Consider the following 25,976-nt stretch of genomic DNA (forward strand, 5'->3'; position numbering starts at 1 on the left):
ATTTAACGACGACGCTGATTATTTTTACCGCGATTTTGATGTATTTTACTTTTAGCTTTTGCTCGACGTTTTTCTGCCGATGCGCCACGATGAACAGACACCGTTTCAATTAAACTCGGATCAGGTTCATAACCTTCAAGCCATTGTTGTGGTAAGCGAGTATTTAATAACTCTTCAATCGCTTTTAATGCCCATTCTTCGTCAAGACTCATTAATGTAATTGCATGACCCGTATTTCCTGCTCGGCCAGTACGACCAATTCGGTGTACGTAATCCTCAGCATTAAATGGTAAGTCGAAATTAACAACATACTCCAGTTGCTGAATATCTAAACCACGAGCAGCGACATCTGTTGCAACCAATACACGTACTTTACCGGCCTTAAAGTCATCAAGTGCACGTTGGCGCGCACCTTGACTTTTATCTCCATTAATAGAAACAGCTTTAATGCCATCTAAACCTAAACTTTTAGCTAACTGGTCAGAACCTTGTTTGGTTTTAGTAAATACTAACACTTGCTGCCAATTACGTGAGCCAATCAAATATGCTAACAATTCTGATTTCCGTTTTTTATCAACCGGATAAACCATTTGTTGAACTGTATCTGCAGCAATATTTTCAGGTGTTACTTCCACCATTTTTGGATCAGTTAAAATACTAAACGCTAATTTTTTAACTTGCTTTGAGAATGTAGCTGAAAAGAATAATGTTTGGCGTTCAGCAGGCATACGCTTCATGATACGGTTAATATCAATAATAAAACCCATATCAAGCATACGATCAGCTTCATCCAATACAAATGTTTCTACATTCGCTAACGAAACATTACCGACAAAAACATGATCAAGTAATCGCCCTGGTGTCGCAATAAGAATATCAACGCCCGCTCTTAATGCTTTAATTTGAACATTCATGCTCGTACCGCCATAAGCTACAGCTACTTTCAAGTCACTGTATTTACCGTAAGCGATAAAGCTATCATAAACTTGTTGCGCTAACTCTCGCGTAGGCGTAATCACTAAAGCACGAATTTTTGCACCTTGCTGGGGCTTGGTCTCATCACTTCCCTGCTCTGCTAATGACGGTAACGTCATCAAACGTTGTAAAATAGGAAGCGCAAATGCTGCTGTTTTTCCGGTACCCGTTTGTGCCCCAGCCATCACATCATCCCCAGCTAATGCTAATGGGATTGCTTGCAATTGAACATCTGTTGGTTGTTCATAACCTAACTCTGTAACGATTTGCAATAATTTAGGGTGAAGGCCGAGCGTTTCAAACGACATAGTGTATTCCTAGCAATAAATACGCTTATACCAATAGATCGGCATAAGAAAACAAGCGCGAATTCTAACACAAAAAAAAAGCACTCTGCTATGAAGTGCTTTTTGTTACGAAATAAATGTCGGCAATTTATATCATTATTACGGCTTAATGTTTAGGAATGCAGCACCACGAACACCACCAGCATCACCATGTTTTGCCTTCACAATTTTAGGCGCTTGTGACACTGACAATAAATATTTAGGTAAGCGTTTTGGTAATTCATCATAAATTAACTCAAAATTCGATAAACCGCCGCCCAATACAACAACATGAGGATCAACGCCTGTAAATAAGTTAGCGAAACACATTGCTAATATTTCCATAAAACGGTCAACGTGCTGTTGTGCTTTTTCATCACCCGCAGCATTACGTTCAATAATCTCAATCGCTTTTAGTTTTTCGCCATAATAGTGTGCATAAAGCTGCTCAAAACCACGGCCAGATAAATAATTATCGATACAGCCTTTTTGACCACACCCACAATCAAACAATGGTGCTTTATCACCCATGTGTAACCATGCATCTAAAGGTAAACGGGCATGACCAAATTCACCACCAACATGATTTAAGCCTGGGAATACTTTACCGTCAAACACCATACCACCACCAAAGCCTGTGCCTAAAATAAGGCCCAGTACTGATGGTGCATTTTTATGCTCATCATCCCACGCTTCAGACAGAGCAAAACAGTTAGCATCATTATCAAGGCTAACGCTACGACCTAGTTTTGCTTCTAAATCTTTACGTAAAGTACGACCTTTTGCTGATGGTATATTCGATGTGAGTACAGTACCATCTCGCGCATCTTCAATACCTGGAATACCAAGACCTACAGAGCCTTCACAACCAAATTTTGCGTCTGCAGCCGTAATAATAGATACAATAGTATCAATAAGTTTATCGTAATCGTCACTCGGTGTCGGTACACGCTCTGTTGCTACGCGTTCTAGTTTTTCATTAAATGCACCAAATTCAATTTTAGTTCCGCCTACATCAAAGCCGTAGTACATCCTATTCTCCTACAAATAATGTTCAAACAACACCTTGAGTTTATAACTCATTAAATATACTAAATATTATCCACATTTAGACCAAAAATGACTGTGATCTACGGCTAATTCATTAGTGATGACCAAAATCGGTTTTAATATTATTCAATCGACATCACATCTTTAAATGGTTGTTTCATCAATCGACATAAATTTTTCCAATATAGATAACGAGGATAATTCAGGTAATAACCGATTCATTTTACCAGCAATATAATTTTCACGAAAAACATCGAACCATAAATCTAACAGTTCTGCATTATAGTGCTCCCCAAATAGATCAATAATACGAGCAGCAACTTCTGCAGTCCCTAATTGATTCTCTTTTGATGCTTCTCGCATTTTGTAACGTGAAGGCTTATCAGGATTAATTGATAATAGTGGGAAACGATCGAGGTATGGGCTCTTACGAAACATTTTTTTTGCTTCAGCCCAGCTGCCATCTAACATTATAAATAATGGACGCTTGCCTGCTTCAAGTGCAATCGTTGTCACTTCTCGTTCTGGGGCATATTCAGCAGGGAAAACGATATATGGCTGCCATTGAGGATCATCTAATAATGCTAACATTTCCGAATTCGGTTCAGTACGTGACCAAATATAAGCAAATGTATCTTCAAATATATCAGCAATTAAGCGGCCGGTATTACTAGGTTTTAGGATCTCATCATCAAACATAACCAGTAAAAAAGCAGCATTGGATGTCGCTAATGGGCGATGTTTACAGATACACAAATGCGTACGTAACATACACTGACGGCAGCGTTGGACTTTACAGCCACGAGCAAGAAAAGGACGAGTTGAACGTGCAAGACGTTCTTCATAAAGAGTATGTATAGCATGAATGCGCATAGCGACTAACCTAAAACAGGAAAAACGCCTGCATTTTACAGAAACCGTACTAAACATACAGTCATAATCTGCATTACAGGATTAGCTGTACGCTATTGGTTATTTTGTAGCCATGTTTTTATCTGTCTGCGCTAAAATAAACTCCCCTTTACTATCACTATAACAATTATCACAATTGATAATCGTCGTGGTATTACGGCCTTTTTTCTTTGATTCATATAACGCTAAATCAGATTTTTCTAACCACGATTTATAGTCAGTTAACTGCGGGTTCCACTCACACACACCTAAACTGATTGTGACTCTAACAATACCTCGTTGATCATCAAATACTGTTTCTTTTTCAATACGGTTACGTAACCTTTCTGTGAAATATCCCGCAAGTTCAGCTGATGTTCCCGGTAGAATAATACCAAACTCTTCACCACCATAACGCCCTGCAATATCACTTTGTCGTTTAGTGCGGCGTAATACATCAGCAATAACTTTAATTACCCCATCACCAGCAACATGGCCATAAGTATCATTTACACGTTTGAAATGATCAATGTCAAACATAACTAGCGTGGCTGGCGTTTGAGTTTGATTACAAAACTCAAACGCATCGGCTAAGCAATTCTCCCAATGGCCTCGATTATAAAGCTGAGTTAAGCGATCAGTAATACTTAAATATGTTAATTGCTTATTAGATTCATGAAGATGATTCTTATTCTTCGCAATATCAGTAACATCAGTAATAGTTAGGCATATATGCTGGTATTCACCTGATAATGAGCGTAATGGTGTTAAAGTCATATTTTGATACATGATATCTGAACTGCCAGAAATTGGACAAAAATTCAAAAATCGGAATACCCATGGTCGATCTTCCCACGCAGAGAATGAACGCATTCTTAATTTAAACGTCGATTGTATTTTGTTCTGTAACCATAACTTTGGTAAATCAGGCACAATATCAAACAGAGATTTCCCCATAATTTGAACACTAGAAATTCCACTATAAGCTTGCATAAAAGTATTCCATGCACAAACATTATAGTTCTCATCTAGTATCACAACACCAGCATCAAAATTATCTAATACTTGCATCGTTAAGTGAAAATCAGCTAAAGATATTTCGTTCAATGTAATGATTCCATCACTTTCTTATTAATAACGGCCAGAGAATGGTTGTCCATAATAAATAGAACCTCACACTCAACATCTAGTACTTCGGCTTTATAAGTATATTCAATAGTAAAAAAAGTATTAGAGTCACCATAGGTATGATGTAAATTCATATATTCTTCTAAAACGATCGGCTGTCGTACAGAAAATGGAATAGTAATTTGTTCTGATAATGCGACTAAGAAAGACGAAACCATTAAATTTGCAATATCGATGACCACTTCATTTTTATATTCATCGGTTTGACTGAAACCCAATTTTTCACCAAATAAATGAATATCTTTACCATGCAATTCAACTAATGCTTCGCCATGAATTCCACCACCTACAAAACGCTGTGTTATTGCTATTAGCTCATTATCATTACGGATATCTGCAATCGCCATCGATAGATCATTACTTTTCATAAACGCCACATTTGGTAATGGCATTTTAATAAAATCACCTAAATGAGCAGAGATAATTGCAGCGCCACGTCCTAAAGCAATATTGGCAAGTTCACGAATACTTTCAATAGGTTCACTTATTAAATGATTATCTGGTGTGATAAATTGACTGCTATCAAATACTAACCCTAAATGTTGAGAAAGTTCAGTCAGTTCTTCATGGTTAAATGGCTTAGATAAAAAATAATCAGCCCCTAGTGCTAGACTTCTTTCCCTTGCGGTTAATTGGATATCAGCCGATAGCACAATAATAGTTGTATTAAACTCGCGTACAGGTAAAGATTTCATCACACTAAAACCATCCATAACAGGCATGGTTAAATCTAAAAACATAATATCAATATCAACATTTTTTAAACAATCAAGTCCCTCTTTTCCATTTTTAGCATAGAAAAAAGTCGCATTACAGCATGATTGTAGTGATCGCGTAATTGATTTATGTACCAATACTGAATCGTCACAAATGAGAATATTTATATTTTTAATCATCCAACTGATAACTTATCCCATAAAACTTTGATTTAGTATAATGCAAAGCAACATTTCACAGTAATTTAAATATGCATTCAGTGACATACATCTAATTATTGAGCTTGCTTCCAACAATTATCACTAATATAAAAACAAAATATTTATGTCTTATCGGTGGTGATTGAATTTATAAATTACTATTACTTAGCTGACAATTAATAGCTTCTGAATAGTAACTAAGCATAATAGCTATACAATATAGTTACCCAAGACAGTTTTTATAATAGAATCATTGCACAATTTTAAGTAGTCAGTGGATAAAAAACATGAAAGCCCTTCGTTGGATTGTCGGTCGCATCATCCTTATACTCAACGCAATTTTTTCACCACGAGGTATGCAACGCTCCGCAGTAGAACAACATGTTGTTGACACTGCCGTCGCTAATATGCAGCTCTATCAATTTGAGACTTGTCCTTTTTGTGTAAAAGTACGTCGCCATGCTAAACGTTTAAATATACCGCTTGCAACTCGTGATGCTAAAGTTGGTCCTTGGGATAAAGAGCTATTAGAGCAAGGCGGGAAGCGTAAAGTTCCTTGTTTACGCATTGAAGAAAATGATCAGATCACCTGGATGTATGAATCAAATGATATTATTGCGTACTTAGATAAACGTTTTGCTTAACGTTACCGATAAGTATCATAATACCTTCAAATAAACACTCAAGTCCTGATGTTATAAGCCGATATGTACCCATTACGTTTTTTATAGCTGAAGTATAAAAAACCGCATGCTATCGGCTTTTAATGGCTGAATTTTCACTTATTAGTTATAAATAAGTTTTACGGGGCTGTATATGAGAAAAAATCATACAATCACTACCGACGATATTTTAATTAAATTATGTCATTCTTTAGCTGATGTATTATCAGTTGCGACAGAAAGCCAGATTAAATATTCACCAATGGTACAAAAAATCAATAAAACCAGCCTCAAACCTGATATTGGTTGTTTTGTTTTATTTGACGGCGGTTTCACAGGTTTAGTCGTTACCAACTTCTCTGCATCAGCAGCGATGGAACTGTATAAAAATTATATGCTACGAATGGGATTTACTGACTCAGATCTCGCCATTCATCATACCGCTGATGATGTTGCGAATATTTTAGGGGAATTAATGAACCAAGTCGTTGGTGACTTTACTGGAAAAATTGGTAGAGAGTTAAAAATATCCATTACTCAAAACCAACCTAAAATGTTGGCCTTACATAAACAAATTATTTTATCCGTTGACACTAACCTCGATCGCCCTCAAGTGCGACGTGTTAGTTTTACGACTGCAAACAATCATATTTTTTATCTCGAACTTGCGATGGACAAAACAGAGTTTATTCAGCTAGAAGCGTTTGAGGTAGATGAACAAGATCCTGATACTATTTTTGAAACTGCCTATGATGCTCGACAACAACAAAACCAACTAACCTCAAACCATAGCACCACTGATAATAACAGCGACAATCAAGATTTACTCGATCAACTTGGATTATAGAAACAGTAATAATTTAAGCAGTTAGGTAACTTTAATAACAATATTGTTGCCTACTTACTTTGTGCTCAATTCAAATAACGATTATTACTTTAATTATGTGATCAATAACGGTATTGCCTTTCATAATACAATTTACAACATCTTCAAATCCGTATAATTTCGATCCCACTTTGAATCTGTGAGTTTTAGTAATGTCTCAACACCGTATTGGTAGTTTTGAATTCGGTCGAATTATCGCCACCATCGCCATCATTGCTTTGCATTGTCAAATTTTCATGCAAGCCCCACTCTTTAATGGTCAGCCGCTACTGGGAATGGGGCTTAATCAAGTTAGTCGTTTTGCTGTACCACTATTTTTTATTATGGCTGGCTATTTTATTCAACCTCGTTTAACAACAGAACTTGGTCCTTACCTATGGCGTTATGCACGTCCTCTACTGATCATGTGGGTATCATGGAGCATTATTTATCTCATTCTGCCATTTAACTTTCATCTTGTCGCAACCGATGGCTACTTTGCTGAACGTAGTTTGTATTGGCAAAAACTATTATCAACGCCGTTAAATACTCTCTTTGAGGGGGGCTTAGTCCATCTTTGGTACATTCCAGGCTTACTCAGTGGTTTAGCTGTTATTACCCTACTATTACGTTTCAACTTAGCTCGATTTATTATTCCTGTCGCTACCGTATTATTTATTTTTGGTCTAATGGCTGGCAGTTATGCACAAATGACAGATTTAAGTTCTCCTGTCTTTACGCGTAACGGTCCTTTTTTTAGTACCTTTATGATTATGCTCGGCTTTGAAATTCGTCGCCGTAATATTAGCCTTAGCCTAAAATACAGCATCATAATGATGATGGTTGGGTTTGGCTTATTTATTGGTGAAGCAAATTACCTTTCCTTACAAGAAAATGGTTCTTTTTTCCATGATTTCCTGTTTGGCACCCCGTTATGGGCATTAGGTATTTTCTTTGTTTTATTAGCGAAACCAAGCTTAGGTGACAGTAAAATTACTCATTCATTAAGCAAAGATGTATTGGGTATTTATTTGTGTCATCTTATTATTGTGATTTATTACTTAAATATCGTCAGAATATTAGGTATTAATCCGATTATTGCGAGTATTTTTGCTGTACCCGTCGTATATTTCGTATCAACAATAATTGTTCGCGGTTTGCGTAAAACGCCACTGGCTCGATTCTTAGTACGATAAACACAAAAAAGGCTAGTTTTAAACTAGCCTTTTCATTATTTATAGATAAAACGAAAGCAATCCTTTATAAAATAACTACCGTTTTAACTATAGAGCTATTATTGAAAATTACCTTCTTTTAAAATCGCACTAAATTTATGCTCTACCGCATGATCAAATTGATCAAAATAATAACTACATACTTCAGGCTTATTATAATATGGTGTAACAACACAAGATCGAATCAAAGTAACTTTATGAATATCATCCCAGTCTTTACGTGCTATGCCACTTCTTGAAATTAACTCTACTGGCGAATCTTTGTAATCAGAATAATCAAACTCAGTGTGAGATACAATTAAGTCATTAAGATAAGCTTCAGTATAGTATGAGGAGCATTTGTAGAATTCAGTATTCAACTGATTCATAACAGCTAAACTAGCATTACCTTTTAAATTAAAAACATAATTGACCATATTGGTATCAGGCTTAACAAGAGGATGTACTTGTAATGCTATACCATTAATATCATATTCTGTATTAACCAATTTATTATAAAAGTTTTGAGCACCTTCGATACTAGCGCCAATCAGGCGTCCGTAACCTGTAATATTTAATGGCAATATTTTATGGCATACCCACACAGAAGCTGCTGCAGCCCCTGCTTTTGAGCCTTCAAAAACAAATGCTCCCAATAAATCAGGAATTGAAGTGTCTTTCTGAAATGCATAATTAGAAAAATATGAAATAGTATTTCTCATTCGCTTATCACGAATAACAATACCACCAGCTTTATAAGGTATATATCCCATTTTATGAGGATCGACAGTAATACTATCAGCTTGATTCATTGCTTTATAAGCGTTATAAACCTCTAGGCACGGCCAATCTAGTTTCTCATTTTGGAAAATATTATATTGACTATATTTATCATGAATATTATTAAATGGAATAAAGTTATAATCTTCATCAAGAAATATTGAGCGCATATAACCACCATATGCAGCATCAACATGATAGTAAAAATTTATTCCTTGCTGACTATATTCTGACCTTAATAATGCAACTTTATCAACATAATCAACAGAACCCTCTTCTGTTGTACCCACAACAGAAACAACCCCAAGTACTGGAATCTTTTGTTCTACTAGAGAATCAATCGCTTCTTTTAGTTTATCAACTCTCATTCTAAAATGATCATCAACTTCAATCTCAATAATATTATTAATACCAACGCCTAAAATATCGGCCGCTTTCAACCAAGAATAATGCTTGGTTTCAGGCACAATTAACTTACCAAGTAGTGGGATTTCTTTATCATTAAAACGGGCAGAATAAGCTTTAATATCATCTAATTTTTGAGGAATCTGATCTAATATATCCATTATTTCACTAATAGACATATTTAATAATTGCCAATCACTTTTCCCAATAATTAAATCAGGAGCAACGTCTTTTAATGCGAAAGGAATCGATTTAATATTTCTCATGTACCATACAGCTTCATAATTTGCTGTTGATCCATCAGGCGTTAAATGCCCCCAACCAATATTATCGTCATAACCCATTAAATGACAAAAATCATATGCTAGTTCATTTTCTAACTCACTTGTTGCTGGCGATCCTTCATAAGCAATATTATTACCGTTATATAGCATACCCGCAAAATAGCCCAAAAGAGCAGGCATTAATGTTTCTGAGTTCATATGCCCTAAATATCGAGGAGAATGCCATGGCATCATCTTTGTTCGCAGTTTAGATGAAAGCTCATCTAATGCATCTTCCATTTTATTAGTACTTTGTAAAAAGCTTTCACTACACATATCTGCTTTATTAATGATATTAGGATCTTCTGGATGAAAGTTTTTCCTCCACTGAGAATGATCAATAAATAATTTCATTAAATTTTTGGTGAAAGTCTCTTCATTTTCAGATTTAGTTCCAAGAAACATACTATCGATATTAATTGGAGTAGTTGTTGCTTTATTGTTCATAAAAACGTCCATTTATTTAGCTACGACCATTTTTTTCCATGATTCTTTTTTAAATTTAAAAATAACCAATGGAATAACAAAGAAAATCACTGTACCTATAGACTCAAATAAAATATATGTTAATTTTTTATCGTTCGGTATATCTATTGATGGTATAAAACTAATTATAATTGTAATTCCCACACCTAAGTAAGCAAGAATACATATTAACCACATTCCAGCACTTCCACCTGGAATTTTAAATGCTCGAGGAACATCAGTTGCTGCATAATGTAATTTAACTTCAGCTGATATTATAAACAAATACACAATACTATATAATATAGTTGTTAATATAAGCACCATAAAATATACAGTATTTATACCTGGGATAAAGACAAATAATAAGGATATTAATGACACTGCAGCTGCTTGCAATAATACAAAGCTAATAGGTATATCATCTTTATTTCTTTTTTGTAGAATAGCAGGTAGATACCCTTCTTCCGCAACTTTAACCATTGATTTTGAAGGACCAAGAATCCATGCACTCATCTGAGCAATCATGCCAACACAAATCATTAACCCTAATATACTAGTTATCCATGGAATATTTAAGTCTGTAAAATAAATCTGAAAAGGCTGTAATATATTAGCAAGTTGAATATCATGTACAGGTATTGCATTCGCTTCAGTCAAACCTGCAATCAAGTTAAAAATAACCATTGCACCAATTGAAATAAATACCGCTATTGGATAATTCTTTTTTGGATTTTCTATATCATTAGCATGAACAGATGCTATTTCTAAGCCCGCAAAAATAAAACAGATACCAGCAAAAAATGACCACTTAGAAAAATTTGTAATATCGGGTATAGCACTACTAAAATTAAGCGGACCTAAATTAACATTACCATATTGAATCCAATACCATATACCTAAAATCACTAATAGTGTAAATGGGATATAAATACCAATGACAGAACCAAATGTACTAATCCACTTACCTAAACTACCTTTTAGATTGGCTAATGTTACAATCCAAAAAATAACCATAGTAGTAATGGCAATATAACTACCATCATTAACTAAATCTGGTCTATGTATTGAATAGGCAAATATACTTGCAAATGCAGAACCTACCATTTGCATACCAACTAACATTTGAACCCATAGTAACCATGAGACTACAAACGCCCATTTAGAACCAAATGCGGCTTTAATCCAAACTTGTGGACCACCTTCCTGCGGCCAACCCGTCGCTAACTCTGCTGCTATTAATGAAATAGGTATCGCAAATAATATTGCTGCTCCTGCCATAAAGAAAATAACTTCCCAACCAGAACTCGCGACTGTCGGAACATTTCGAATGCTTCCGTAAAAAGCAATACTCATTGCTATTAACTGAAACAGCGTTATTTTTTTAGTCATGCTTTTCTCCTTAAGCACTTAACTACTTGGTTAAAGAAAACTACTCCCATTATATAGATGCGTATATCTATGAAAAAAAAACTTAATATTTTAAGATTGAATTGATGACATATTCACATTAAGAGCATAAATATTATCAATCAAGCAAAACTCATTCACTGGCATCCCCTCCTCTCGATTACATATTTGTAGAAAAGAAATACCAGTCTAATCATGAATTAATGATTATTTACAAAGTGATTACGTAGTCATTTTCAATGTAATTCATGTTTACTTTGTAAATAATTTCTATGTCAGTCGCATATTTCTTTTTTTTATATTGTTAAATATTCCCATTAATTTTATAAATTCAATGTTAAGCAATAATTAATGCCAACTAACTCTCTGTGATATCTATTTTCATTATTAATGTATGTAACGTTATATTTTAAAAGGATTTATCTGATGACTAAACTGCGCCCTTTATCACTATTTATAGGCTGTGCTTTTGCAGCAAATAGCTATGCCATGACACCTCAACCAGATCCAGATAACGTCGGCGGCTATGTCATTGAACGCTCACAAATTATTGCTGCCGAAAATGCTAAAACAACCGATCCTATGTACGATGTTTGGGCGCAAGCTTTAGCTACTGCATCAAATACTGTCGTGGAAGCCATCGCGCCAGGATTTAATACTAATCCTGATAATGTAAAGCGCGTAGAGCGGGTTTTTCCTGAAACCGAGTGGAATTTCCTAACCCAAATGGCAGCGCCTGAATATACTTACACCCGCTTTTTACGTGCTATAGGTAAATTCCCTGCTTTCTGTGGTGAGTACACTGATGGCCGTGACTCTGATGCTATTTGTAAGAAATCAATTGTTACTGCTTTCGCCCATTTTGCCCAAGAAACTGGTGGCCATATTAGTATTGAAAACGTCTCAGATAACCCATTAGGCCTTGAGGAATGGCAACAAGCATTAGTCCATGTTCGTGAAATGGGTTGGTCTGAAGGCCAACCGGGGTACACCACTGGATGTGGTCAAGATGATTGGCAAAATAAGCGTTGGCCTTGTGCTGAGGGGCAAGGTTACTTTGGTCGTGGTGCCAAACAACTCTCTTATCACTTTAACTACGGTGCATTTTCTGAGGTAATGTTTGACGGCGATGCAACCGTATTACTCAACAACCCGGGTTTAGTTGCTGACTCTTGGCTCAATCTCGCTTCAGCGATTTGGTTCTTCCTAACTCCTCAAGCGCCTAAACCTGCTATGTTACATGTTATTGACCGTACTTGGACGCCTTCTCAACGTGAAACAGATGCAGGTATCGGTTATGGGTTTGGTACGACTATCAATGTTATTAACGGTGGTATTGAATGTGGTGAGCAAAATAAAGATAAAGGTCAACCTGTTAACCGTATTCGCTACTGGGAAGGTTTAGTTGAAAACTACCAAATATCATTACAAAGTGATGAAACCAACACCTGTTGGCAACAAACACCTTATGGTAGCTTAAATCTAAATGGTGCTACTGATGTGCTTTACACTAACTGGGATGCAAATTGGAAATACTATCCAGATCGTCCAGGTGGTGTTTCATTTGAATGTGAATTAGTCGGTTTCCAAACCGCTTATTCTGCTTTAGTGGCCGGTGATTATGAAAAATGTGTTACTAATTTCTATGGATCACACGCTAACTGGCCAGCCGTACGCGTCGTCGATGAATTAGTTCCAGACACTGGTGGTGGTACAACAGATCCTACAGATCCGCCAGTTGATGGTGTTGCAAGTTGGGATCAAAATAAAGTCTATACAGGTGGAGAACAGGTCTCATACAAAGGCGCTATTTATGAGGCACAATGGTGGTCACAAAACAATCAACCTGATTTAGGTGCGCCATGGAAGCTGATCCAAGCGGCAGTTTCAACAACCAACGCAGCCTAACTACCACCGAATAATTAAATCAATAAAAATGGCTTTGATGCGGTTGTATACAACCCTATCAAGGCCATTTTTTATAACTAGCAACAATTATTACTGTTATTTTGTTGCAGCATCAAACACTAACTTACCTAATCGGTACAACCGCTTTGCTTGCTCGCTATAATCAATACTCTCACCCTGAGCACGACGACGATTTAACTGCGTATTAACGCCATCTTGATATACCTGCTGTAACTGGGATTGTAAGCTATCAAGATTATATGGAATACGATCACTACTCACTGAAAATGGCAAAATATATTCGGCTTGCATCACATCCCGATTATATTTCACAGCATCCACAATAATACGCCCTTTAGCCGTTTGTGGTGCATTCAAGTCATATGGCGGTAACCATTCATCAACCGGTTTAAGTTTATCGACTTGGTTAACTAACATAATCACTTTAGGTGCTTTACGCTGTTGGTTTTGAGGCTGTTTATAAAAGGCATCTAATGCGGACTTCAATGTCACATCAAGTTGTCGTGATGATTGATTAGCTTTCAATACCCAAATAACTACATCACTTTGGGTCATTTGCTTCAGCAGCTTTTTCTCTGTCTCCGCACTGCCATCAATACCGGGTAAATCGATAAGATTAATTAAATCAATCCCTTCAACCTCACATTTATAAGTTGTGGCTTTATCTGTTGATGGTAATGCGCTAACTTCAGCTGCAATTTCTCCAAGTAAGCCATTAATAACAGAAGATTTACCAGCACTCACCTGTCCAACAACAGCTACACGTAAAGGCTCAACCTCAATTGCTACCGCTTGTTGATCTTGGTCATGAAGCTGACTATGCGGAACCGCAGCATCATCAAGTTTAAATCGACCGCTATATAAATCAATCGCAACTGATGCAACCTCTTGTAATAACGTCGCCTTTAATTTGCTTTGAACTTCAGCACTAACATCATCAAATAACTTACCGACCACTAATCCACGTACTTCAGATAACCACCCCGTGGGAGTCGCGATTCTAAATAAACGATAAACATCATAAGCACTTTTAGCGTAACCCATTTTATCTTTAAGGGCATAACCTTGCTTTAAACTCGTTAAGGTGATCTTCTCTGAAAAAGGAACATGTTGTTGTAAAAAATGACGATAACGACGGCTGACTTCTTCAACCATCATTAAAAACTCTGGAGCAGTAAAAGCTAATTTTTGCGAGCTAGATTGCTGATGATATTGCGCTGCAACATCAGCAACCAAAACATAAGCATGAGCCTGTAAACTTTCCCATGCAGAATCTTGAGCTAACTGTTTATCAATCAACGCCACCATTTGTTGCCATACTTGATGATCGTGCTCGCTCCATTGTGGATTCGCTGCTACATGTAATGGTGCGATATCATCCATCACAGCATCAGCAACAACACGCTTACGGCGCAGCCACCAATATGGCAAGAAAGCCAATAAACAACCACCAGCAATAATAGCAAAGAACAACAACCACTGACCTTGTTGAATCAAATCAACCACGCCAAAACCGGCTAATACAACCACTGGCAAACAGATAGCCGATACCACTAACGGCAAAAAGCCTTCAGAGAGTTGATTAATTAAATGATAACTTTTACTGACCCGTTTCATTCACAGTCCTTTTTCGATGATGCTTTACTTAATTGTTGTCGATCAGCAACTTGCTTAACGGTTGTAAATGCTTGTTGATAAGCTAACTTAATTTGATCTTTAGATATGGGTTCACCTTTACTACGATGATACAAATACATACATGCTGCTCGACCAATGGCATAAGTTGATGAAAAACTCATTGCCGCAGCTGTTGCACTACCAACAGTTTGGCCATAAGCAGGAATAAACTTAACTAATTGGTTAAGTCCTAACTTAGATATATATTGCAGTAAAAAACCTGAACCCAACATACCGACAAATTCTGCATAATCTTTCTTATTCCAACTCACGCCATATTGATTAGCGAGACTATGTAGCATTTTTCCTTGAATAGCAGGTACGCTAAATAACCCAACAGCAGGAATAGCATCACTAGCACCAGCAGCGCCGGCATACCACAATACTTCTTGACGTAACTGGTAAAAATTTTGTTCTTCGCGATTAGTATGTGCTTGTTGATTTGATAATAAACTCAACATAGGTAGCGCATCAGTTAATGCACACTGCAATACATCAAGGCCAATAAATTGTTCATCATCGGGAATAAAATCAACCACTATCGGTTGATACATTGTTGCAGTTTTCGATTGCCATTGTGCGGGTTTTATCCCCCACACATCCATTACTCGCTGATGATTATAATCAATTGCTCGTTGCCGCTCTTGAATATCAACAATACTATTAACAGCGGTATGAATAACCAATAAATGTTTAATCGCACCGCTGCGTTTGATCTGCTTTAAGGCATTTAATAGGCCTGATTGTTCCGGCTCTTCAGCTTTCATTACCACCATTAATGCATGGCTTTTACCACTACACATAGCAATATCTTCAGCTGGGTCGTAATCCGCCTCACCTAATCCTCGTGTATCGAGAAAGCATACTAATGGGTTTTCAGCTGGATAAAGATAATGATGCGCAGTACGGGTACAAGGCTGAAAGCCATTACCGATCTCCACTAAACTATTTCCAGTGAGTGTTTGAATAATAGTCGATTTTCCAGCACCAGTTTTACCTAATAGCCATAAGGTTGGAATATGCTTTTGCCATTCATCAAACGCAGGCGCTAAGTCAGGATTAACCGAGGGATTTATATATTGATAAACTTTCTTAAAGAAGCGATTCATATCACCTACACAAAATAGTCAACAAAACAAATAGATATCTACTTCTAACATACTCCTATTTTCTCAATTTTGGAAAACAGTTAACGCTATTATAAAACGTTAACTTATTTATAGTTATAAAAAAGGGAATGATCATCACAATCATTCCCTTTGATTTCATTACTTTTTATTTACCAATTGAAGCCTTAATACTATTAGCAATAGACTCAGCTTTAGGCCCTAAAATAACTTGTGCACTTTTAGCGCCAATTCTAACAATACCCTTAGCACCAAGCTCTTTTAGAGCATCATCATCAAACAAGTTACAATCATTCACACCTAGGCGAAGTCGTGTTATACAAGCATCAACAGAAACAATATTATCAGTTCCACCTAGCGCTTCGATATAAGCTTTAGGATCCATTGTAACCAGCTGTGATCCTGACTTATCGTTAGCTTCATCAACTTCCGGTGTCGGCAGCTTAAATATTTTGATAACAAAGTAAAATATTACAAAATACAGTACAAAGAACACACCAACAATAGGTACTAGTAACCACGGTTTTGTCGCCAATCCCCAATTGAGAATAAAATCAATAAGACCCGCAGAGAAACCAAAGCCATGTAAAATACCTAATGAATTACATACAACCATTGCAACACCAGCTAGTACTGCATGGATCACATATAAAACAGGAGCTATAAATAAGAAACTAAATTCAAGTGGTTCAGTAATACCTGTTAAGAATGACGTTAATGCCAGCGATAACAACATCCCCCCTACCAACTTACGCTTACTTTTAGGTGAAGCTAATGTTAGTGCTAATGCTGCACCAGGAAGGCCGCCCATCATGACTGGATATGCCCATGCCATGTATACGCCAGCTTTCGGATCCCCCGCAAAGAAGCGATTAAGATCACCACGAGTTGTCATATCAGCAATTTTAGTAATAACTGAGTTATCAATATTTGGTAACGCTTGACCTAACGTTAGATGTGATACGACCTCAGGATTTAAACAAATTTGATGTAATGAAGATCCAACTTCATAAGACACTTTAGTACATTCACCAAGGCTGAACCAGAACACTGAGTGTAAAAAGTAATGAAGCCCTAAAGGTATTAAAGCACGGTTCATTACGCCATAAATAAATTGACCAATCGCACCACTTTGCGCAATCCAAGCACTAAAATTATCAATTCCATGCTGAGCAAAAATCCAAAACTCACCACAAAACCACGCCATCACTAAACAGCATAATCCGGCCACAATGGGTGTTAACCGTTTACCAGCAAAGAATGCTAAAAAATCAGGCATTTTTGCTTGATAAGAGTAATTATAAGCATGGCCTGAAATAATACCGGCGAGGATACCTGCGAAAAATCCAAGATTAACATCAGGATTAATGGCTATTGTTGCCTGCGTTAGAATAAAATATCCAACGACCCCTGCTAATGCCGCAGCACCTGAGCCATCTTTAGATAACCCGACAGAAATTCCTAAAGCAAAAATTAAGGGCAGATTATCAAAAATACTACTACCCGCTTTAGCAATAAAGCTGATATCAAGCATATCAGGCATCCCGAACCTCAACAGCAAAGCTGCAATCGGTAAGGTTGCGATGGGTAGCATCAATGCTTTACCTAATCGCTGGAAATAAGCGAAATTTACCATATTCGTGGCCTTATTTTATTGAGGATTAAAGCTACAGATAAAATATAAGCAGAACCTATATTTCATCTCAATCGCTCAATAAAATAATCTTTTTACGTAGTACGAATTAATACTAAACTTGCAAATAACAGTACTTTTTCATCAGTCGCATTTTTTTTCCTCTAATTCATGTACTATCTTCGTAAATAACAATACTTTTACGTCATATTTTAATTTCTAAGACCTCTGTAAATGGAGAGATAATTTGAAAGCAAGTTTAGAAAAAGTGCCACAGCGTGTTGGCGTATCATGGCGTTTGAAGCAGATAGTGGATAGAGAAAAAGATTTTAGCTGGCATTATCATAATAAAGAGTTCGAACTGATGCTGCATCGAAATTTTCACTCAAGATGCCATATTGGACATTATCATGGTGAGCTTGAACCACTAAGTATGATTTTAATTGCTCCTAATACTCCCCACGCCATTCAAGCTATCGAAACAAATAATAATGAAGATTTTGAGACTATCGTTATCTGGTTTAAACAAGACTGGATAGCTAATATGATGTTTAGTTGTCATGAACTAAGAAAGATTGATGTATTACTAAAACGGGCTCAAAAAGGGCTTTTATTCAACCAACAAGCTGCAAACGATGTGGCTATTATTGTTGATGATATTGTCACAGCTAATTACGACTCTATCGAGTTATTATCACAATTACTTAAGATTTTTGCCATTTTATGTAAGGATAAAACCAGCAAAACGCTTCAGTCTCACCACATTGATAATGAAATCATAACTCGCAACCATAAAGAAAAGATTGAGCGTATTTGTAATTTTATCGAAAAGCATTACGCAGAGCCTCTGACACTAGCTGATATTGCCAATAACCTTTGTACCAGCGAAAGTACTGTTCATCGGTTGTTTGAACAACACTTTAATGAAAGCTTTATTCAATACTTAAAAAAATTACGACTTAATCACGCTGCCGAAGCATTAATGTCAAGCAGCGATCCAATCTCTCACATTGCTGAACATGTAGGTTATCGAAATCAGGCAAACTTTAATCGTCAATTTAGGCAATACAAAGGCATGACTCCACGAGAATATCGTCGCACCTATAAATTAAACGCTAAAGTGTAGCCTCTTTAGTAATAATATAACGGTAGTGCTTATTAATCAGAATCATCACTAAAATACTGCTCACGGCTTGAACTCACTAAACTCGATACCACAATTGCCATGTAAAACACGCCAACAATGGCTTCAAGATATGAAAATACTTTAGCAATTGGTGTTATCGGTAAAATATCGCCATAACCCAGCGTCGTTAAAGTGACAAAACTAAAGTATGCGGCATCAGAAAAATTTTCATGCCATGATCCCTTGCTGAGACCATGAAAAGATCCAGGTAAGAAATGAATCAAAATTAAATAGCCAATTGCCCACATAAGACCTAGTAACAAAAACAATGCCATTGAACCAATGATTTTGTTGGTATTAATCGAACCAGTAAACAGTATTTGACGCATAATTGAGCGAAAAGTGCCAAAGAAGAAAATAAACATCAATAACAACATGATAATCTCTATTTCCTCGACCCCTAATACAGTACGAGTAATAACGGCCACCAGCCACGTTACGGCTAATGCTGATAAAAATCGAAACCAATTTTTATCAAAACGTAAACTTAGTAGGCAAATACCAAAAGTCATTAACGTAAAAGCTTCAAGAATATATTGTAAAAAACCTGACGTAATCACTTTTTCTAACGATGCACTGATCAATAAAAAAACCAAAGCTAATGTTAAATAGAAAAAGTTATTTTGAGCATTAATTCGCTGGCTGTTTTTATTCAACATCGGTCAATATTCCTTATTATTATTCATATCCTGTAAGCTCCATAAACCCTTTACCGCTCTGCGACCCCGTCACATTTATCGGGCCCTCCCAATAAGGGAACATAAAATGAAGCCACTGATTACGTCGTACAACACTTGTTTGGAGTTTTAATCCTTGTGATGGCACTTCAATTAACCAGCTTAATGGAAATTTAATCCCACTCACTTCACGAAAATGCTGTGGTTTCATACGGATTTGATTATTATCTAATTCAACGACTCTGCCATCAGGCCATGATCGTGAACCGATAAAATAGGGCCTTTGTCCTTTTTCACGTAATTGCGACACCATCAATGCACTACCATCCGCAAGATGAATTGAAAACCAATCCCATCCCAACTGTTTGGCACTGAGCATACTACTGCTCCACTCACGATCAAACCATCCACGGCCATTCACTTTGAATTGCTTACCATCAAGCTCAATGACGCCATCAATATCTAAAAACGGAGCACTATAATAATATGAGGCGATACCAAGCAATGGATGTTTTTGGCTATACCCTTCGTCACCTTGTAAAACAATAGAACCCTTTTGCTTAATATTTAGTCTAGCTAACATATCGTCATCGGAAAATTCAAGTTTTCCCGGAAATGGATTGCTAGTGACTGCACGCCATGACCAATTATCGAGCCAAGCCCGAAAAGGTTTAAGACTTACCCCAGCTTGGCCAATTCCACCACGAGCAAACCTTTCTGTCGCCCAGATTTTATCTTGTGTTGTTATCACTGCATGCGCCATATACATTTGCGGCGTTTTCCAACCCGTTAACTCATCATCACTCGTTGCCATACGAAATAACGTCCATTGAACGGCTATTTCTTTGCCTGTTTCAGTTTTTAGATTTGCCGTTAAATACCACCATTCCGCAAGATATTCAGGGTGTTCGCCATAATCTCGAGGGAAAACTATCGGCTCTCCTTTAACAACAGGTTCAAACACAAAATCTTTCGATTGGGTTAATGTCTTCACTGAATTACTTCGAGTAGGCTGATTATCACAACCACTTAATGGCATTATAATAAGCAGCATTATTGCTAGGTAATATTGCTGCCAACGAGATTGTAGAGTTAAAGCTCTCATTAAAATGACTCTCGTAAAGATAAAATTGCTGACCGGTGAACTAAGCGCCATACAGGCCATGCACCTGCAACTAATAAAACCAACAAAGCAGTCCCTAACGTCATCAAATAATCATAAGGAAAATACTGTACTTGCATTGTCCAGCCAAAAGAGTATTTCAACACCACATCAATCAACAACTGGGCTAACAGTAACCCTAACGGCAGGGCCATCAATGCTGTCATCAAACCAATAACAAGCAATTGTCCGCCACCGAGTAGTGCTAATTCAATCCCCGTCATTCCCATACAGCGCAGTAATGAGAATTGTCGTTGTCGAGAAATCTCGCCAGCTATTGTTGCGAAGAATAAACCACAAATAGCAATAAATAACGTTAAATTCCCTAACGTTGATGTCACAACAAAAGTACGATCAAACACGGTCATCGCTTGTTTCATTAATGCAGCGTTATTGCGAATTCGTTCAGGCTGCAAACGGAATTGCTCACCTAATTTTGCTAGTAATTGCTCGGACTTAGCACCCTTATTTAAATGAATCGCTAACCCTACTTGTCCTGAATTAGGCCAAAAGCGTTGCCATTTTTGCTGCGAAATGAGTACCTGTCCGTAAGGATTACCATAGTCATAATAAATACCGACAACTAACCAATCTTTATTCATTGGTGCTGGCAGATTAATAATATCTCCAGGTTTCCAATGATATTTCAGCGCCATAGATTCACTGACCATTACCGCACGATCATGATGCAATTGTTGCCAATAATTATTAATACCGACCTTCACCGAAAGTGCTTTGTGCTCTCCCGATGTTTGCCCAATACTCATCACTTGAATGGTGCCATTGTTTGAACGTGTTTCTTTTTGCCAGCTCCACCACACTTGCTCAACGTCAGGTTGTTCTTGCAGCCACTTTGAAATACGTGGTGCCATATTCATTGATGGACGAATATATATATCAGCAGCTAATCGTTGCTCAAGCCAATTTTCAGTAGTATTACGAAAACTACCGACCATTGTTTCCATGCCAATATTAGAAGCTAATGCCAACATAAAGGCCATTGCTGCAATACCGCGATAACTTAAGCTTGCTGCTGCATCGAAGAAAAACCATCGCATACGTGCTCTACGGCTAATATTGCCCAAAAAGTGAAACAGTAACCACAGCAAATAAGGCATCATTAGCCCAGATGCGATCAAAATAAAAGCAATTAAAGCGAACCCTGCTAACTGTCCATGGGGTAATTGATAAACAGCAAAAGCACCCACAATAAACACACAAGAAAACAAAGCTTGCCATGCAAACTCTCGACCACTGAAACGTACTAATGCTAAGTGGGTTGATAAACGCGCTGGTGGCGTTTTAATCAATCGCACTAATGGCCATGTACATGCAAATGCACAACCAAAAATCGCAATCGCTAAACTTGCCGCCCCCCATTGCCAATTCCAATGCACTTGAAGACTAACATTCGCGTTATATAAGTCATTCAATGATGCTGCAACCGATGGCAACAATTGCTGTGCTAGCAGTAATCCAATGATATTACCGCCAACGAGGCCAAGTAAGACCCATAAGCACAGCTCACCAATTAACGCACCAGCGAGTTGAGTTCCATTAACGCCAAGTTGTCGTAATACACCCACTAACGGCTGTCGTTGTGCTAAAGATAATGACATCGCTTGGTAGAAAATAAATAAGCCAACAACAAACGCAAGCATACCCATCGCAAATAAATTCAAATGGAATGCGTTGGTGAGAGGCTCTAATTTAGCGCTTTGTTTGCGTTCAAGAGTTAAACCTGGAGGTAAAATATGCGTCAGTTTCATCAACTGCTTACGACTCATTTCACCACAAACAACAGCACTAAACCCAGAACTGGGTTGTAATTCACGTAATAGAGAGATATCAGCAATCATCCGTGAATCATTCATACGACTATCATTGATCACTTCCAATGGACCAATTTTACGTCCTGAATCAAGCGTGAGCATATCGCCACTTTTGACGCCAATATAGCTTGCTAATTGCTTTCCCAACATAATGGGATACGGCGGCCGCATTAATGTTAATAATTTAACTTTACCGGCATCAATTCCATTACTTTTTACCGCGCCTAACATAGCAACAGGATCGATACCAAGTAGTTGAAAATCCCGTTGCTTTTCAGTAATGATTCGATGTTCTATTACTGGAGCACAACTTTTAAGCCCCGCTCGACGCATTTGAATGTAAAAACCTTGCGGTACATTCATGCCAATTTGAGCGTGACGAATACGGTATGGAAAAGGATTAGAAAAAAGTTGTTCACCTTTACGGTAACTTTCTTTGGCTTGTTGATTAACTCCCATTACACCAACCAAGAGTGCAATGCCTAATGTTAAACCAAGCCAAACTAAAACAATTTGTAATGGATGACGGCGATAATGCCCCCAAAGCGCATTAGCTACGGGGCGTAACATTAAGCTGGCCTCCCTGCAAACGAATACATCCCTGCATATGTGATGCGACTTTCTCACTATGGGTAACAACTAATAACGTGCAATGAAGTTGTTTCGTTAATGAAATAAGTAATCGAATAACAGCATCAGCATTGCGCTCATCTAAACTGCCGGTGGGTTCATCTGCAAGTAACAAGGCGGGTTCCATATAAATGGCACGAGCAATCGCTGCTCGTTGCTGTTGACCTCCTGAAATTTCTTCAGGATAACGTAATAATAATGGCCTCAAGTCCAGTGCAGAAATTAATTTTAACCACAGCTTATCGTCATCTGGTAGCCCTTTTAATTGCCGACAAAAACGAATATTATCTGCCACTGTTAACGTCGGTAATAAATTATATTGCTGAAATACTAGACCGATATTTTTACGACGAAAAGCAGTACGCTCACGCTCAGAAATTGCATGTATTGCCGTACTCCCCAACCATATTTCACCCGATTCAGGTTTATCAAGCCCAGCTATTAAATTCAATAATGTACTTTTTCCTGAACCACTTTCTCCCATAAGAGCCACTTGATCTCCGGGATTTAAAGATAAATCAGCGCCCTGAAGCACAGAATGAAACTCAGTACCGTCTAGATAACCTTTACAGAGTTCAGATAGTCGTAACATGTCCAATCACCAACGTTTACTTACATTACAAATTAGCTACTATTTATTTTAATATTGAATAACTAAAATAATAGTTATTCAATATTACCTGTTTTATTCTTTACATAACAGTTTAGTCATTAACTATTATCGCTTTAAACGCTAATCCTATTGATATATTCCTCTTTAACAACAAACAGCTACCAAATAAGAGCAATAAATAGTCACCAGCAAACCGGATATGCCGGAAAATTTAATTTTAATAACTATAAGACAAATACGCATATTAAATTAAACAATAGATAGACTGATTATTTTAAAAATAACTATTCCTTGAGTGAATTATTTAAGGGGTTTTCTTCATCATAAAGCGACAATATTTATATGCATAAAAGCCCATAAAAGGTAGTGATAATAAACATATTAAATGATAAAAACTATCATCTTCTACTGTTTAGTATTGCTTTTAATCAATAAAAAGCCATTATCTTTAAAGACGATATTAAAAAAGTTAATAACCGTTTATTTTCGTCCTTATATCACAACACGGAATTTAGAGTGGTTAATTAATGAGCAAAAATATTCTTGTAGTCGGGGCTTCTGGTTATATCGGTAGTCACTTAGTGCCTAACTTATTAGAACTTGGCCATCATGTTAGAGCAACAGGACGTAATCTTAAGCTATTAGAGAAACGTGGCTGGGGACATATAGATAATTTAGAGTTAGTTGAGTTAGATTTAGAGCGCGACCAAGATTTGACCGATCTATTTATGGGTATTGATACGGTTTACTTCTTAGTTCATGGGATGAATCATGGTCATGACTTCATTGAATTTGAACTCGATTGCGCTCGTCGATTTAGTCATTACCTTGCTCTTAGTCACGTTGAGCATGTTGTTTATCTTGGTGCCTTACAATCACAAACCAGCCAATCAAAACACCTAACGGCTCGTAAAGAAACGGGGAACATTCTTCGTGATAGTGGCAAGTGTGTGACTGAACTGCGTGCAGGTATCATTATTGGCCCCGGCTCTGCTGCTTTTGAAGTAATGCAAGATTTTGTCTATCACCTACCGATTATGTTAACGCCTGATTGGGTTACATCGCGAAATTCCCCTATCGCATTACGTAACCTACTCTACTACCTAACAGAACTTATCGAATGCCCTCAAGATCATAATCTTATTTTAGATGTCGCTGGCCCAGAGCAAATGACATATAAAGATCAAATGGTCAGACTTAGTAAGATCCATGGTAAAACCATTCGCGTCATTCCATTAAAATGGTTAAGTCCAAAGATGGCGACTTACTGGCTACGGTTTATAACCTCCGTTCCTACTAATATCGCACGCGCACTTATTGGCGGTTTAAGTTGTGATCTCCCTGCTGATGGCAGTGAACTTCAACGTCGTATTCCTCAACACCTCATCAGTTATGAAGAAGCGATCCAAGAAGCATTAGACATGAGTACAGAATTAGTTAAGAGTGAAATTTGGGGCTTTGATCCAGATGCACTATTACGCTGGCAAACCGGTTATGGCTATTATCCCAAGCAAGCTGGCTACACACTCAAAACAGACGCAAGCTGTGAAGCTCTCTGGCGTCAAGTGCAGCTTATCGGTGGAGAAGAAGGCTACTTTTTTGCTAATAGCTTATGGCGAGTTCGAGAATGGATGGATGCCATGATTGGTGGTGATGCGCTACAACGTTATCGCCGAGATCCACAACAACTACAACTGGGTGATAAAATAGATTCATGGAAAGTGATCAGTCTTGAAAAAAATCATTTCCTGTCGTTATTATTTGGTATGAAAGCACCGGGTTTAGGCCGATTAGAATTCACGATTGAAGATTGTGGCGATCATCGCACGATAGATATTCGTGCATGGTGGCACCCAAAAGGGTTCATGGGATTACTGTATTGGTTTGCTATGATGCCTGCGCATTTGTTTATTTTCCGCGGTATGACTCACGCTTTAGTTAAACGCTGTAAAGCAAAAATACAAGAAGGTAATATCGACACTAAATAACGCCTACCGTTAATTTATCATTCACGATATTCGATAATAAAATACAGCTAT

19 protein-coding genes and 1 pseudogene are annotated in these 25,976 nt (G+C 37.3%); 6 read left to right on the forward strand and 14 right to left on the reverse strand.

The features are described from left to right. Window positions 1–2: 2 nt before the first annotated feature. The 5 genes from C0W29_RS01335 to C0W29_RS01355 all read right to left on the reverse strand — a co-directional run bounded on the left by C0W29_RS01335 (window position 3) and on the right by C0W29_RS01355 (window position 5,326). On the reverse strand, window positions 3–1,283 hold the full coding sequence (locus C0W29_RS01335; RefSeq protein ID WP_045041933.1) for a DEAD/DEAH box helicase: 1,281 nt from the start codon (window positions 1,281–1,283) through the stop codon (window positions 3–5). Between the two features lie 138 nt (window positions 1,284–1,421). Continuing rightward, window positions 1,422–2,333, reverse strand: coding sequence for an N-acetylglucosamine kinase (gene nagK / locus C0W29_RS01340; protein ID WP_045045035.1), 912 nt, complete (start codon window positions 2,331–2,333; stop codon window positions 1,422–1,424). Window positions 2,334–2,495: 162 nt separating this feature from the next. Next, complete coding sequence (locus C0W29_RS01345; protein WP_045045034.1) at window positions 2,496–3,224, reverse strand: tRNA-uridine aminocarboxypropyltransferase; 729 nt, start codon at window positions 3,222–3,224, stop codon at window positions 2,496–2,498. 99 nt (window positions 3,225–3,323) lie between these two features. Beyond that, window positions 3,324–4,349, reverse strand: coding sequence for a GGDEF domain-containing protein (locus tag C0W29_RS01350; protein WP_107174103.1), 1,026 nt, complete (start codon window positions 4,347–4,349; stop codon window positions 3,324–3,326). Then, window positions 4,346–5,326, reverse strand: coding sequence for a response regulator (locus C0W29_RS01355; protein ID WP_045045033.1), 981 nt, complete (start codon window positions 5,324–5,326; stop codon window positions 4,346–4,348). Before C0W29_RS01355 ends, C0W29_RS01350 begins: the two co-directional genes overlap by 4 nt. Before the next feature lie 308 nt (window positions 5,327–5,634). Here C0W29_RS01355 and C0W29_RS01360 point away from each other — a divergent pair, with 308 nt between their 5' ends. From C0W29_RS01360 to C0W29_RS01370, 3 genes are all read left to right on the forward strand, one after another. Then, a complete protein-coding gene (locus C0W29_RS01360) occupies window positions 5,635–5,991 on the forward strand; it encodes a glutathione S-transferase N-terminal domain-containing protein (RefSeq protein ID WP_045045032.1) in 357 nt (118 codons plus the stop codon). Window positions 5,992–6,163: 172 nt separating this feature from the next. Continuing rightward, window positions 6,164–6,856 carry a DUF3334 family protein gene (locus tag C0W29_RS01365; RefSeq protein ID WP_045045031.1) on the forward strand — a complete coding sequence of 231 codons (693 nt, stop codon included), beginning with the start codon at window positions 6,164–6,166 and terminating at the stop codon, window positions 6,854–6,856. A 191-nt stretch (window positions 6,857–7,047) separates the two neighbouring features. Continuing rightward, window positions 7,048–8,070 (forward strand): acyltransferase, encoded by a 1,023-nt coding sequence (locus tag C0W29_RS01370; RefSeq protein ID WP_036794407.1) that lies wholly within the window; start codon window positions 7,048–7,050, stop codon window positions 8,068–8,070. 98 nt (window positions 8,071–8,168) lie between these two features. On the opposite strand, the gene C0W29_RS01375 is transcribed toward C0W29_RS01370, so the two are convergent. Beyond that, window positions 8,169–10,043 carry a pyridoxal phosphate-dependent decarboxylase family protein gene (locus C0W29_RS01375; protein WP_045045030.1) on the reverse strand — a complete coding sequence of 625 codons (1,875 nt, stop codon included), beginning with the start codon at window positions 10,041–10,043 and terminating at the stop codon, window positions 8,169–8,171. Window positions 10,044–10,055: 12 nt separating this feature from the next. Further along, the gene (locus tag C0W29_RS01380; RefSeq protein WP_045045029.1) at window positions 10,056–11,453 is read right to left on the reverse strand and encodes an amino acid permease; all 1,398 of its coding nucleotides are present in this window, start codon (window positions 11,451–11,453) and stop codon (window positions 10,056–10,058) included. Between the two features lie 444 nt (window positions 11,454–11,897). Here C0W29_RS01380 and C0W29_RS01385 point away from each other — a divergent pair. After that, a pseudogene (locus C0W29_RS01385) lies at window positions 11,898–13,346 on the forward strand (chitinase); the annotation flags it as partial. 129 nt (window positions 13,347–13,475) lie between these two features. On the opposite strand, the gene C0W29_RS01390 reads toward C0W29_RS01385, so the two are convergent. The 3 genes from C0W29_RS01390 to nagE form a co-directional block, all read right to left on the reverse strand. Further along, a complete protein-coding gene (locus tag C0W29_RS01390) occupies window positions 13,476–15,017 on the reverse strand; it encodes a GTPase family protein (RefSeq protein ID WP_045045028.1) in 1,542 nt (513 codons plus the stop codon). Beyond that, the gene (locus C0W29_RS01395) at window positions 15,014–16,186 is read right to left on the reverse strand and encodes a YcjF family protein (RefSeq protein ID WP_036794399.1); all 1,173 of its coding nucleotides are present in this window, start codon (window positions 16,184–16,186) and stop codon (window positions 15,014–15,016) included. Before C0W29_RS01395 ends, C0W29_RS01390 begins: the two co-directional genes overlap by 4 nt. A 166-nt stretch (window positions 16,187–16,352) precedes the next feature. Further along, window positions 16,353–17,840, reverse strand: coding sequence for an N-acetylglucosamine-specific PTS transporter subunit IIBC (gene nagE, locus C0W29_RS01400; protein ID WP_045045027.1), 1,488 nt, complete (start codon window positions 17,838–17,840; stop codon window positions 16,353–16,355). A gap of 244 nt (window positions 17,841–18,084) precedes the next feature. Between nagE and C0W29_RS01405 the strand changes: the two genes are divergently transcribed. Continuing rightward, window positions 18,085–18,963 (forward strand): helix-turn-helix domain-containing protein, encoded by an 879-nt coding sequence (locus C0W29_RS01405; protein ID WP_045045026.1) that lies wholly within the window; start codon window positions 18,085–18,087, stop codon window positions 18,961–18,963. A 32-nt stretch (window positions 18,964–18,995) separates the two neighbouring features. On the opposite strand, the gene C0W29_RS01410 is transcribed toward C0W29_RS01405, so the two are convergent. The 4 genes from C0W29_RS01410 to C0W29_RS01425 are packed head-to-tail and all read right to left on the reverse strand — an operon-like array spanning window position 18,996 to window position 23,916. Further along, window positions 18,996–19,682 (reverse strand): potassium channel family protein, encoded by a 687-nt coding sequence (locus C0W29_RS01410; RefSeq protein WP_045041921.1) that lies wholly within the window; start codon window positions 19,680–19,682, stop codon window positions 18,996–18,998. Between the two features lie 19 nt (window positions 19,683–19,701). Beyond that, window positions 19,702–20,805: a lipocalin-like domain-containing protein gene (locus C0W29_RS01415; RefSeq protein WP_045041920.1), complete on the reverse strand. Its 1,104-nt coding sequence runs from the start codon at window positions 20,803–20,805 to the stop codon at window positions 19,702–19,704. Beyond that, entirely contained in the window at window positions 20,805–23,264 is a 2,460-nt protein-coding gene (locus tag C0W29_RS01420; protein WP_045045025.1) for an ABC transporter permease, read from the reverse strand. The genes C0W29_RS01415 and C0W29_RS01420 overlap by 1 nt, the downstream gene beginning before the upstream one ends. Further along, the gene (locus tag C0W29_RS01425) at window positions 23,245–23,916 is read right to left on the reverse strand and encodes an ABC transporter ATP-binding protein (RefSeq protein ID WP_036794386.1); all 672 of its coding nucleotides are present in this window, start codon (window positions 23,914–23,916) and stop codon (window positions 23,245–23,247) included. Before C0W29_RS01425 ends, C0W29_RS01420 begins: the two co-directional genes overlap by 20 nt. 548 nt (window positions 23,917–24,464) lie before the next feature. Between C0W29_RS01425 and C0W29_RS01430 the strand changes: the two genes are divergently transcribed. After that, window positions 24,465–25,925, forward strand: coding sequence for a DUF2867 domain-containing protein (locus C0W29_RS01430; RefSeq protein WP_045041918.1), 1,461 nt, complete (start codon window positions 24,465–24,467; stop codon window positions 25,923–25,925). Window positions 25,926–25,976 lie beyond the last annotated feature (51 nt).

This window comes from Photobacterium kishitanii (assembly GCF_003026355.1).
GTDB lineage: Bacteria > Pseudomonadota > Gammaproteobacteria > Enterobacterales > Vibrionaceae > Photobacterium > Photobacterium kishitanii.